Origin of the sequence: Streptomyces tibetensis (genome assembly GCF_007655005.1) — a bacterium.
Lineage (GTDB): Bacteria > Actinomycetota > Actinomycetes > Streptomycetales > Streptomycetaceae > Streptomyces > Streptomyces tibetensis.
Genome location: NZ_SZVW01000004.1, coordinates 362,273 through 374,456 on the forward strand (window position 1 = coordinate 362,273; position 12,184 = coordinate 374,456).

At 71.9% G+C, this 12,184-nt stretch carries 11 protein-coding genes; 7 read left to right on the forward strand and 4 right to left on the reverse strand.

The window, feature by feature from the left end:
• The first annotated feature begins 3 nt into the window (after positions 1-3).
• From FDO69_RS08895 to FDO69_RS08905, 3 genes are all read left to right on the forward strand, one after another.
• Entirely contained in the window at positions 4-1,461 is a 1,458-nt protein-coding gene (locus tag FDO69_RS08895) for a dihydrolipoamide acetyltransferase family protein (protein WP_104779185.1), read from the forward strand.
• Positions 1,462-1,708: 247 nt separating this feature from the next.
• Complete coding sequence (locus tag FDO69_RS08900) at positions 1,709-3,943, forward strand: glycoside hydrolase domain-containing protein (protein ID WP_104779186.1); 2,235 nt, start codon at positions 1,709-1,711, stop codon at positions 3,941-3,943.
• Between the two features lie 57 nt (positions 3,944-4,000).
• Positions 4,001-4,795 (forward strand): hypothetical protein, encoded by a 795-nt coding sequence (locus tag FDO69_RS08905; RefSeq protein WP_104779287.1) that lies wholly within the window; start codon positions 4,001-4,003, stop codon positions 4,793-4,795.
• Between the two features lie 185 nt (positions 4,796-4,980).
• Here the strand turns inward: FDO69_RS08905 and FDO69_RS08910 are convergent, their stop codons facing one another.
• Positions 4,981-5,880: a D-alanyl-D-alanine carboxypeptidase family protein gene (locus FDO69_RS08910; RefSeq protein WP_104779187.1), complete on the reverse strand. Its 900-nt coding sequence runs from the start codon at positions 5,878-5,880 to the stop codon at positions 4,981-4,983.
• A gap of 208 nt (positions 5,881-6,088) precedes the next feature.
• Here FDO69_RS08910 and FDO69_RS08915 point away from each other — a divergent pair, with 208 nt between their 5' ends.
• The gene (locus FDO69_RS08915; protein WP_104779188.1) at positions 6,089-6,739 is read left to right on the forward strand and encodes a GntR family transcriptional regulator; all 651 of its coding nucleotides are present in this window, start codon (positions 6,089-6,091) and stop codon (positions 6,737-6,739) included.
• Positions 6,736-8,031 (forward strand): MFS transporter, encoded by a 1,296-nt coding sequence (locus FDO69_RS08920; protein WP_104779189.1) that lies wholly within the window; start codon positions 6,736-6,738, stop codon positions 8,029-8,031. The genes FDO69_RS08915 and FDO69_RS08920 overlap by 4 nt, the downstream gene beginning before the upstream one ends.
• Positions 8,032-8,091: 60 nt before the next feature.
• On the opposite strand, the gene FDO69_RS08925 is transcribed toward FDO69_RS08920, so the two are convergent.
• Positions 8,092-8,826: an SAM-dependent methyltransferase gene (locus tag FDO69_RS08925; RefSeq protein WP_104779190.1), complete on the reverse strand. Its 735-nt coding sequence runs from the start codon at positions 8,824-8,826 to the stop codon at positions 8,092-8,094.
• A 334-nt stretch (positions 8,827-9,160) separates the two neighbouring features.
• Positions 9,161-9,985, reverse strand: coding sequence for a maleylpyruvate isomerase family mycothiol-dependent enzyme (locus tag FDO69_RS08930; RefSeq protein WP_104779191.1), 825 nt, complete (start codon positions 9,983-9,985; stop codon positions 9,161-9,163).
• A gap of 181 nt (positions 9,986-10,166) precedes the next feature.
• Between FDO69_RS08930 and FDO69_RS08935 the strand changes: the two genes are divergently transcribed.
• Entirely contained in the window at positions 10,167-10,964 is a 798-nt protein-coding gene (locus tag FDO69_RS08935) for a carbon-nitrogen family hydrolase (RefSeq protein ID WP_104779192.1), read from the forward strand.
• Between the two features lie 45 nt (positions 10,965-11,009).
• On the opposite strand, the gene FDO69_RS08940 is transcribed toward FDO69_RS08935, so the two are convergent.
• Complete coding sequence (locus FDO69_RS08940; protein WP_104779193.1) at positions 11,010-11,501, reverse strand: LURP-one-related/scramblase family protein; 492 nt, start codon at positions 11,499-11,501, stop codon at positions 11,010-11,012.
• Between the two features lie 156 nt (positions 11,502-11,657).
• Between FDO69_RS08940 and FDO69_RS08945 the strand changes: the two genes are divergently transcribed.
• On the forward strand, positions 11,658-12,125 hold the full coding sequence (locus tag FDO69_RS08945) for an HIT family protein (protein ID WP_104779194.1): 468 nt from the start codon (positions 11,658-11,660) through the stop codon (positions 12,123-12,125).
• Positions 12,126-12,184 lie beyond the last annotated feature (59 nt).

A 12,184-nucleotide genomic window follows, 5' to 3' on the forward strand; every position in this document is an offset into this window, starting at 1 on the left:
GTCGTGACGACGATGACGGAAGCGTCCGTGCGCGAGTTCAAGATGCCCGACGTGGGCGAGGGACTCACCGAGGCCGAGATCCTCAAGTGGTACGTCCAGCCCGGCGACACGGTCACCGACGGCCAGGTGGTCTGCGAGGTCGAGACGGCGAAGGCGGCCGTCGAGCTGCCCATCCCGTACGACGGCGTGGTCCGGGACCTGCACTTCCCCGAGGGCACCACGGTCGACGTGGGCACGGCGATCATCTCGGTGGACGTGGGCGGCGGCAGCGCCGCACCCGCGCCCGCCGCCGAACAGCCGGCCGCCGCGCAGCCCGCGGCAGCGGCTCCCGCCGAGGAGCCGAAGGCGGCGGGCTCGGGCCGCCAGCCGGTCCTGGTGGGGTACGGGGTGGCGGCCTCGTCCACCCGCCGCCGCCCCCGCAAGGGCCCGGAGGTCCCGGTCCCGCAGGTCTCGACGGCGATCCAGACGGAGCTGAACGGCCACGCGCCTGCGGCACCCGCAGCGCCCGCTCCCGCAGCGCCCGCCCCGGCGGCTCCGGCCGCTCCGGCGGGCGGGGAGCGCCCGCTGGCCAAGCCGCCCGTCCGCAAACTCGCCAAGGACCTGGGCGTCGACCTGACGACGGTCGTCCCGACCGGCCCGGACGGCATCATCACCCGCGAGGACGTGCACGCGGCGGTCGCCGCCGCCGTACCGGCGGCCCCCGAGCCGCAGGTCGCGCCCGCCCCCGCCGTGGCCCAGGCTCCGGCGTCGTACGACACCACGCGGGAGACCCGTATCCCGGTCAAGGGTGTCCGCAAGGCGACGGCGGCGGCGATGGTCGGCTCGGCGTTCACCGCGCCGCACGTCACGGAGTTCGTGACGGTCGACGTGACGCGCACGATGAAGCTGGTCGAGGAGCTGAAGGCCGACAAGGAGTTCGCGGGTCTGCGGGTGAACCCGCTGCTGCTGATCTCCAAGGCGCTGCTGGTCGCGATCCGGCGCAACCCGGACGTCAACGCGTCCTGGGACGAGGCCGCCCAGGAGATCGTGGTCAAGCACTACGTGAACCTGGGCATCGCGGCCGCGACCCCGCGGGGCCTGATCGTGCCGAACATCAAGGACGCCCACGCCCAGACGCTGCCGCAGCTGGCCCAGTCGCTGGGCGAGCTGGTGGCGACGGCCAGGGACGGAAAGACGTCCCCGGCGGCGATGCAGGGCGGCACGGTGACGATCACCAACGTCGGCGTCTTCGGCGTCGACACGGGCACGCCGATCCTCAACCCGGGCGAGTCCGCCATCCTCGCGGTCGGTGCGATCAAGCCGCAGCCGTGGGTCCACAAGGGCAAGGTGAAGCCCCGTCAGGTCACCACCCTGGCCCTGTCCTTCGACCACCGCCTGGTCGACGGCGAGCTGGGCTCGAAGGTCCTGGCCGACGTGGCGGCGATCCTGGAGCAGCCGAAGCGCCTGATCACCTGGGCGTGAGCCGACTGCGGCGGCCCCCTGCCCCTTTCGGGCGGGGGGCCGCCGGCGTCTGTACGGAGGTGAACCAGAGGTTCTCCGACGATCACAACAATCTCCTGGAACCCACCCGAGAACCGCACAGTAAGCGGTTTATCCGGACATACGATCAACCTCACCACGAGATCGACCACTCGCCCGGCGTCCCGGGGGAGTCCGGTTCCGGGCTGCGACGGGCGCGGTCACTCCCTCGAAAGCGAGTGAACCCCCCATGCGCGATGCGATGGTGCTCAAGGCCCAGAGATTCGTGAACTCCGTCTACGGCGGCCGTACCGGCACGACCGTGCAGGAGACCGGCGAGGCCGACTGGCCGACCCTGTACGCCCTGACCCGCGCCCTGCAGTACGAGTTGGGCATCACGGCGTTCTCCGACAACTTCGGCCCCACCACGCTCAGCACCCTGACCGCCAAGTACCCGAAGCTCGACGCCGACACCGCCCCCTCGCCCGACTTCTGCCGCATCATCCAGGCCGGCCTGTACTGCAAGGGCTACGACGGCGGCGACCTCGACGGCACGTACGGCACCCGGGTGCAGGAGGCCGTCACCCGGCTCAAGACCGACATGGGCGTGGCACAGGCCTACCCCGGGGCCGCCTTGACGCCCAAGGTCTTCAAGGCGCTGCTGACGATGGACTCCTACGTCCCCGGCGCCTCGGGCACCGGACAGGCGCGGGCCGTCCAGCAGTGGCTCAACGGCCGCTACGTGAACCGGCAGGACTTCTTCGTCATCGCCTGCGACGGGCTCGTGTCCCGGGACACCGCCAAGGCGCTGCTCTTCGGCGTGCAGTACGAGCTGGGCATGGCGGACGGCACCGCCAACGGCAACTTCGGGCCCGGCACCCAGTCGGGACTGAAGTCACATCCCGTGGCCCAGGGGGACAAGGGCGTCTTCGTCCAGCTCTTCTCCGCCGGGATGGTCCTGAACCGGCGTCCCGCCGCCCTCACCGACACCTTCGACTCCTCCCTCGCCGCTGCCGTCCGGGCCTTCCAGACCTTCGTGGCGCTCCCGGCCACGGGCGACGGCGACTTCGCCACCTTCGCCTCCCTGCTGGCCTCCTTCGGCGACCAGTCCCGCCCCGCCAAGGCCTGCGACACCGTCGCCCGGGTCACCCCGGCCCGGGCGGCGTCGCTCAAGGCGGCCGGGATCGCGTACGTCGGCCGCTACCTCACCAACCCGAGTGCCACCTCCCTTCCGGAGAAGGCCATCCAGCCGGGTGAGCTGGACACCTTCGCCCAGCAGGGCCTGCGCTGCTTCCCGATCTACCAGACCGTCAACAACGACGCCTCGGACTTCGACTACGTCGCCGGGCGGACCGCCGGGTACGCGGCGGTCAACGCCGCCCGCGACCACGGCTTCCGGCGGGGCACCAGGATCTTCTTCGCCGTCGACTTCGACGCGGTCGACGCCGAGATCACCGCGAACGTCCTGCCCCACTTCAAGGGCGTCAAGGAGGCGATGGCGGACTCCGGCCACCCGTACGAGATCGGGGTCTACGGCTCCCGCAACGTGTGCGCACGGGTCGGCGCGGCCGGCTACTCGACGGCGAGTTTCGTCGCCGGCATGTCCGCGGGCTTCGAAGGCAACGCCGGGCACCCGCTGCCCGGGGACTGGGCCTATGACCAGTTCGTCGTCCGCACCCTCGGCTCCGGGGACGGGCAGTTGGAGACCGACGCCGACATCGCCTCGGGGCGGGACACCGGGCAGGGCGCGTTCGACCGGCCGCGGCCCGCCGTCCCCGACGTCGCCTTCGACGCGCGTCAGGTGCCGGCGCTGCGGGCCGACCTCGCGCGCTACATGCGCTCGATCGGCCGGCCGGACACGGGCGGCGTCGGCGGCGACGCGCGGCTCTACACCAACGCGCAGGCGGTCGCGGCGATCCAGGACCAGGACGGGCTGATCACGGAGCTGTCGACGACGTACTCGATGCGCAAGGCGCTGATCCAGACGGCTCTCTACTGGTCCCTGCGCGACTACGACCTCGCCGCCCAGTCCGCCGACCAGCAGGTCGCCGACCACCACCTCACCGGCTCGGGCCCGGTCAGGGACTCGCACACGGGCATCGGCGAGATCAGCGCTGCCGACGCCATCCAGGCCTGGAACCACTGCATCGGCTGGGGTCTGGCCACCGGCGACCACCGCGACCCGGCCAAGGACGCCGACCTGTGGACCGTGTGGCAGCAGCTGAACAAGGACAACGCGTTCAGCGTGCGCACCGCGGCCCTGATCCACCTGTGGGGCACCCGCGGCAGGCCCGGCGGGCAACTGCCTCCGGGCGACCGCGTCACCACCCCGCGGTCCATGCGCCTCGACCTCGTCGAGTTCGAGATCACCGAACTCCTGCGCCGCTACCGGGCCTGGGACCCCGACGTGGACTCCCAGACGCACCAGAGCCTGGCCGTCTACCAGATCTTCGAGAAGTACAACAGCATCCTCCGCAACGCCTGAGCGCGTGTGCGCCGAGAACGTCAGGAAGAGACTCCGTTGAAGCTCAACCTCCCCCGCATGCCCCGCAGATCACCGGTGCCCGGCACCGGGCACCGCCGTGTCCTGTCCCGCCGTGCGTTGCTCGGCCGGATCGCCGCCGTCGGCGGTGCCGTGGGCGTCGCCGCCCTGCCCCTGTCCCAGTTCCTGTCCCAGGCGTACGCGGACGCGCACAACCCCATCCCGGCCCGCGTACGGGACGCCCTGCGCAGCGCGCAGGACCGGACCCGGCGCGTGCTGGCCGGCTCGCGCTCCCACAACGGCTGGGAGATGGAGAACGTCGCCGACGACGGCGGCACCGTCTACACCCGCCCCGTTCCCGGCACCCCGCTCACGGGCGTCGCCGTGCGCATGGGCGACGTGGAGACCGTCCTCGTCCACCTGGTGCGCCGGTTCCACTACGAGGTCGACCCGTTGCGCCGGGGTGACGTCGTCGGATGGCACGACCCGGCCGGCCTCGCCAGGAGCCGGCCCGAGTCCAACCTGGCGTCCGGCACGGCCGTGCGGATCCGGCCCGGCTTCTACCCGCGCGGCGCCCGGGGCGGCTTCTTCCCGCAGCAGGAGGTCGTGATCCGCGACATTCTCGCCGAGCTCGACGGCGTGGTCCGCTGGGGCGGCGACGACCGTACGCCCGACGAGTCGCTGTTCGGCATCGACGTACGCCCGGACGACCAGCGGCTGGTCCGGGTCGCGGCGCGGATCCGCGGCTGGCAGCTGGAGCCGGGGGCCGGTGCGGGAACCCCGGTGAACGTGCTGTCGGGCGTCCGGCGCAAGGCGGCCCGGGCGCTGGAGCGCCGACAGCGCACCGCGGCATGACCTCCGTATGACGGGGATTGCCGTAGGACGGGGACAGCCGTATGACGGGGGCTGCCTTGACGGGGACTGCCGTATGACGAAGACGGCGTATGACGAAGACGGCGTATGACGAAGACGGCGTATGACGAAGGGGGCTCCGCCGCGGTGTGCGGCGGAGCCCCCTGCGTTGTCTTGCTCGTGCCGTCCTACCTGGTGAAGCCGTAGTTGAGCAGCTTCGTCGCGTCCGCCTTGCGGGCGTCCAGGCCGGTCGAGGCGAGGACCGTGCCGATGACCGTCTTGCCGCTGCGGGTGGCGGCGAAGACCAGGCAGTACTTCGCCTCCGGGCCGGAGCCGGTCTTCACGCCGATCGCACCGCTGTAGCTGCCGAGCAGCGGGTTGGTGTTCTCCCACGGCGCCATCGTCCGCGTACCGCCGGACCTGGTGGTCGTCTTCGCCGTGTACTTCTTGGTCTTGACGACCGTGCGGAACGAGGAGTTCTTCATCGCCGCGCTGGCGAGCTTGGTGAGGTCGCGCGGCGTGGAGTAGTTGGCGCCGTGGCCGATGCCGTCGAACGAGTCGAAGTGGGTGTTCTTCAGACCCAGGTTCTGGGCGGTGGTGTTCATCTTGCCGATGAACGACTTCACGCGCGCCGCGCGGGTCGAGCCCGCGCCGAACTTGTCGGCGAGCGCGTACGCCGCGTCGCAGCCGGACGGGAGCATCAGCCCGTACAGCAGCTGGCGGACGGTGACCTTGTCACCGACGATCAGCTTCGCGTTGGACGCGTAGTTGTTGTCGACGATGTAGTCGCTGTACGCCTTCTGGATCGTGACCTTGCTGTCCAGGTTCAGGTTCGACTGCTTCAGCACCACCAGCGCGGTCATGATCTTGGTGGTCGAGCCGGTCGAGCGGCGCGTGTCGGCCGCCTTGGTGTACAGGGACTTGCCGGTCGCGTTGTTCATCACATAGCCGCCCTTGGCGGCGATGGAGGGCGCCGAGGCGGCCTGCGCCGGCGCGACGGTGAGGGCACCGGTCGCGAGCATGGCGCCGGTGGTGACGGCGACGGCCGCGGCTCTGCGGAGACGAGTGCCCTTAATGCCGGTTATCAAGTGAAGTACCCCAATTGCGTCGAATGCCTCAACGGTGCGGCCGAGTTGAGGACGAGGGGAAAGGGGCCGCACGTGTCTGACTCGTAACTAGCACACGTGGTTGTGCTGTTGCCGAGGGGGATCCCCCCTTTGCCACGGATGTGTGACATTCAAGTCCGCATACTGGACGTATCCCTCCATGCGTACCTGTTGTATCTATGCTGTCCGCATGACCCTGGCCGTGAAGCAACCGCCCGCCGCCGACCGCGTCTACGCCCATGTCAAACAGGGCGTCCTGGAGCGCCGGTACGAGGGCGGGGCCCTCCTCACCGAGGGCGAGCTCGCCGAAGCCGTCGGAGTGTCGCGCACGCCGGTCCGCGAGGCGCTGCTCCGGCTGGAGGCCGAGGGACTCATCCGGCTCTACCCGAAGAAGGGCGCACTCGTCCTGCCCGTCTCGGCACAGGAGATCGCCGACGTCATCGAGACCCGGCTGCTCGTCGAGGAGCACGCGGCGCGCAAGGCCGTGCCCGCGCCCGCCGGGCTCATCGAGCGTTTGGAGGAGCTGCTGGCCCGGCAGAAGCAGCAGGCCGCCGCCGGCGACTACGCCGGCGCCGCCGTCACCGACCGCTGCTTCCACGCCGAGATCGTCCGCAGCGGCGGCAACGAGATCCTCTCCCGCCTCTACGACCAGCTGCGCGACCGTCAGCTCCGGATGGGCGTCGCCATCATGCACTCCCACCCCGACCGCCTCGCGAAGACGCTCGCCGAGCACGGGGAGATCCTCGACGCGCTGCGCTCCGACGACGCGGAGACGGCCGTCGGTCTCGTCCGGCGGCACATCGGCTGGTTCTCGCACCTGGCCCGGGGAGAGGTCCGATGAGCACCACCGCGATACCCGGTGAGCCGCCGGGTGGGCGCAGGGCGCTGGCCGTGTGGGGCACGGGCGTCTCGGTCTACTTCGTCGCGGTCATCTTCCGCACGTCCCTGGGCGTGGCCGGCCTCGACGCCGCCGACCGCTTCCACGTCAACGCCTCGGCCCTCTCCACCTTCTCCATCCTCCAGCTGCTGGTCTACGCGGGCATGCAGATCCCCGTCGGCCTGCTGGTCGACCGGCTCGGCACCAAGAAGGTGCTGGCGCTCGGCGCGGTGCTGTTCACCGCCGGGCAACTGGGCTTCGCCTTCTCCCCGTCGTACGGCACGGCGCTCGCCTCCCGGGCGCTGCTCGGCTGCGGTGACGCGCTGACGTTCATCAGCGTGCTGCGCCTGGGCAGCCGCTGGTTCCCGGCCCGGCGCGGGCCGCTGGTCGCCCAGTTCGCGGGACTGGTCGGCATGGCCGGCAACCTCGTCTCCACGCTCGTGCTGGCCCGGCTGCTGCACGGCATCGGCTGGACGGCGGCGTTCGCGGGCAGCGCGGCCGCCGGGGCCGTGGTGCTCGTCCTGGTGCTGCTGTTCCTCAAGGACCACCCGGAGGGCCAGGAGCCCGAGCCGCTTCCGCACCAGGGCGCGGCCTACGTGCGGCGTCAGATCGCCGCCTCCTGGCGGGAGCCCGGGACGCGGCTCGGCCTCTGGGTGCACTTCACCACCCAGTTCCCGGCGATGGTGTTCCTGCTGCTGTGGGGGCTGCCGTTCCTGGTCGAGGCGCAGGGGCTGTCCCGGGCGGTGGCCGGTGAACTGCTCACCCTCGTCGTGCTGTCGAACATGGTGGTGGGCCTGGTCTACGGCCAGATCGTCGCGCGGCACCACGAGGCCCGGCTGCCGCTCGCGCTCGGCACGGTCGGTGCGACGGCGGCCCTGTGGGCGGCCACCCTCGCCTACCCCGGCCCGCACGCCCCGATGTGGCTGCTGATCGTGCTGTGCACGGTGCTCGGGGCGTGCGGACCGGCGTCGATGATCGGCTTCGACTTCGCCCGCCCGGCCAACCCGCCCGAACGGCAGGGCACCGCCTCCGGCATCACCAACATGGGCGGCTTCGTGGCCTCCATGACCACGCTGCTCGCGATCGGCGTCCTCCTGGACGCCACCGGCGACGACTACTCCCTGGCCTTTTCGGTGGTGTTCGTGCTCCAGGCGCTCGGCGTCTCCCAGATCCTGCGGCTGCGCGGGCGGGCGCAACGTCGGGAGCGGGAGCGGCTGGTGGCGAGCCGGGTGGAGACGGTGCACGTGCCGGCGTGAGGTTCGGCAGGTGATCGGCCGGCGGGAGGTTCGTCAGGTGGTTGGCCGGCGGGAGGTTCGTCAGGCGGTTGGCACGAGGGTGAGGTAGGCGAGGCCGAGGACGCCGCGGTAGGCGAGCCACCGGGCGCGGTGCCGGTCAAGGCGCTGCCGTGTCTCGTCCGCCAGGGGATGACGGGGGTGCTCGGCGAGCCACACCTCGGTGTCCGCTAGGTATCCCGACTCGAACTCCTCCCATTCGTCGAGGCTCGCGGTCTCCGTCCACTCGGGCCTGAACCCCGCCTCGACCGCCAGGCCGATGAGCGTCGCGAGGTCGGGGTGGTCGGTGGCCGCGGCGTCCGGCCACATCCGCGACAGCTCGTCGGGGGTGGGGGTGCGCTCCCAGAAGCCCTCGCCGAGCAGGACGCGGCCGCGGTCGGTGACCAGGCGGCGGAGTTCCCCGAGCACCTCGGGGAGCCGGTCGCCGAGGGCCTGGCTCGACCCCACGCACAGCACGAGGTCGGCGGGGCCCCGGGTGGTGCCGGTGGCGGACTCCTCCAGGAATCGGACCCGGGGCGCGAGGCCGCGCTCTTCGGCGGCCCTCCGCCCGCGCGCCAGGTCGTCGGCGTCGAGGTCGACGCCGGTGCCGGTCGCCTCCGGCGCGGTGGCCAGGACGCGGAGCATCAGTTCGCCCGAGCCGCAGCCGATGTCCAGGACCGTGGTGGGGCGGTGGCGGGTGAGGCGTCGCACGAGGGCGTCCGCCCGGGTCTCGGACAGCGGGCCGTGGAAGGTGAGGCGGGTGCGGTGGGGTGAGGTCATGCCAGGGGACGCTACGGGCGGGGGTGGGGCCGGGTCATGGGGTTTTCGGGGCCCTGGGCTGTTGCTGCCGGGGCCGGGTGGGTCCGCAGCCCGGCGTACCGGGGTGCCGCTGCGCCCACCCGTGCCGCCCCTGGCGGCACGCATGCCCGCAGCTGGGGGGGGAGGTGCCCGCAGTTGGGCAGGGTGGAGTGCCCGCAGCGGGGCGGGGTGGGTGCCCGCAGTTGGGCGGGGTGGGGTGCCCGCAGCGGGTGCCCGCAGCGGGGCGGGGTGGGTGCTCGCAGTTGGGCGGGGTGGGGTGCTCGCAGTTGACGGGTGGGGTGCCCGTGGTCGGCTCTTACTGCGTCACCGCGAAGTGCCTCAGGATCGCCGCCGCCAGTTCCGGGTCGCCCTCCGTCTTCAGGCGGTCGGAGACCGACTCCGGGGTCACACGGCCGCAGGCCAGGCGGACGTACGTCTCCCAGTCGAGGGTGAGCGTGGCGGCGGGGCCGAGTGCCGGGGCCGTCTCCAGGGTGCCGCGGCCCTGGATGTCGACGCGGATCGTGCGCAGGAACTCGACGGGTCCGTGCACGTCGAAGACGATCGCCGAGCTGCGCGGGGCCTGAGCGCCCTCGGCCACCACGCGCGGGAGCTCCCCGAGAAGCACGTCACGGGCGACCAGCGCGCCGGGGGAGTCGAGGTCGCCGGGGCGGCCGAGCGCCGTGCGCAGATCCTGCTCGTGCACCCACACGTCGAACGCGTGCCGCCGCATCGACTCCTCCAGGGTGAGCTCGCTGCCGAGCGGCCCCCGCACCTTCGTACCCGGGTCACGCGACTCGTTCCGCAGCTGCCGGTTGCGGCGGATGATCACGTACTCCAGCTCGGAGGTCATCTCCGGTGCCGTGTGATGGCGGCGGACGTCGACCTGCATCTCCATGTAACGCTGGTGCTCGTTGGTGACGTGGAAGAGGTCGCGCGGCAGGCTGTGGATGGGCCGCGGGTCGCCGAGCATCTCGCAGTCCAGACCGATGACATGGGAGACCACGTCCCGCACCGACCACCCGGGGCACGGCGTCCGCCGGTTCCACTCGGCCTCCGGGAGCGGCTGCACCAACTCGGATATCGCGTCGATGGAGTGGGTCCAGGCGTCGGCGTAGGGCTGGAGGGCGGGATGCAGACTCACGGAACGGGACCCCTCGGCGGTTCGGTCACGGGCAGGTGGTGGCGGCGTTGCCAGTGGGAGGTGGCGGCTGTCGGCGGGCGTCTCGCGAGCTAAGTTACGCTGCTGTGAGGCACCCCGGCAGTGCTTTCGTGTGACGATCGTAGGCCCGTGTGGACGGCTCGAATGCCAGGACGGTGGTAGTGTGCGCGCCTCTGTGATCCAGATTGCCGTGAACGAGGACGAATCGGTCGAAGCGCGCCGCCGACGTGTGACGGCGCTGGTCCGGGAGCAGGCCGGAGCCGATCTCGTCGTCCTGCCGGAGCTGTGGACCACGGGTGCCTTCGCCTACGAGGAGTTCGGGCGCGAGGCCGAGCCGCTCGAGGGGCCGACGCACGAGGCGATGGCGAAGGCCGCGAGCGACGCGGGCGTGTGGCTGCACGCGGGTTCCATCCCGGAGCGGGATCCGGACGGGCCGCTCTACAACACCTCCCTCGTCTTCTCCCCCTCCGGCGATCTGGCCGCCGCCTACCGCAAGATCCACCGCTTCGGCTTCGACAAGGGCGAGGCCGTGCTGATGGGCGCGGGCACCGAGCTGGTGACGGTGCGTCTGCCCGAGACGACCCTGGGCCTGTCCACCTGCTACGACCTCCGCTTCCCCGAACTCTTCCGCGGTCTCGTGGACGCCGGTGCCGAGACGCTCGTGGTGTCGGCGGGCTGGCCGGAGCGCCGCCGCTCCCACTGGACGCTGCTCGCCCAGGCACGGGCCGTGGAGAACCAGTCGTTCCTGCTCGCCTGCGCAACGGCCGGGACGCATGCCGGAGTTCCCCAGGCCGGTCACTCGATCGTGGTGGACCCGTGGGGTGAGGTGCTGGCGCAGGCCGGTGCCGGCGAGGAGGTCCTCACGGTGGAGTTCGACCCGGGGAAGGTCGCCACCACCCGCGAGCAGTTCCCGGCGCTGAAGGACCGGTTGCTGGGGCTCCAGCCGCCGCGCAGGCCCTGACCGGCTGCTGGGCTTCAGCCGCTGCGCAGGCCCTGACCGGCGCTCTCAGTCCTCCCGTTCCTTCTCCGCCAGGTGGATCACACACACGGCCACCGCGATCAGCAGCGCCGGATCCGCGTCCTCGCGGACGACGTCCACGCCGTAGGTGTCCCGCAGGGTCAGCCATCGCCGGGAGATCACGGCCAGCAGTTCGCCGTCGTACTCGACGGCGAACTCCCGGTCCAGGATCTTTCCGCTGACGTCCAGCTCGTTGCCGTCGGCCAGGGACACCCGGTAGTGGTTGCGCAGCAGGGACAACCGTTTCCTGCGGATCGTCGCCAGCGGCTCCCCGCCGCGCTGGAGCACCATGGTGTCGCGCAGGGCGAGCATCTTCTGGTGGATGTCGACGAGGACGCGCCCGTGGGGGTCCTTCAACTCCCAGGTGTCCCGCAGCCGCAGGGCCTTGCCGTCGACGAGGAACACCTTGCTGCCGCGGTCGTCCTCGATCCAGTAGTCGTCACCGAAACCGAGGAGCCGGTCGTACACGAGGAATCTCATGAGACCAGGGCTTCCCCGCGGCCGGTGGTGAAACGCCGCCGATAGGCCGAAGGGCCGAGGCACGTCCGGCACCGTGGCCGACCCCCGGCCCGGCTTTGTCACGCCGACCGTACGGTGACGGGGAACAGCCGCCGCGTCCGCACTCTGGAGGGGACCATGCACCGGGCCGCAGAGGATCACGATCTTCCCGAGGAGCCGGACGCGGGCGGACCGCGCGTCGGGGGCTCGTGCCCGTTCTGCCGGATCGTGCGGGGGCTGGCACCCGCCGAGGTGCTGCGCGACTGGCCCGACGCGCTGGCGATCCTGCCCCAGGGCGGGGGCGTCACGGCGGGGCATGTGCTGGTCCTGCCCAAGACGCACGTCCCGGACGTGGCGGCGGACCCGCTGGTGTCCGCGGCGACGATGCGGCGCGTCGCGGAACTCGCCGGTGAGATGGGCGACTGCAACGTCATCACGTCGCGGGGCGCCGCCGCCACGCAGACGGTGCCGCACCTGCACGTCCACCTGGTGCCCAGACACCATGGCGACGGCCTTTCGCTGCCCTGGACGCCGCGGGCCGCGGGCGGCACCCGCCGACCGGGCCCGGACCGGCGGCCCTGGTCGGTCCGCCCGGCCGGCCGGTGAGCCGGCGGGGGCCGCGGTGTGCGTCAGCCGGGGAGGACGAACCGGCCGGAGGGGCCGCG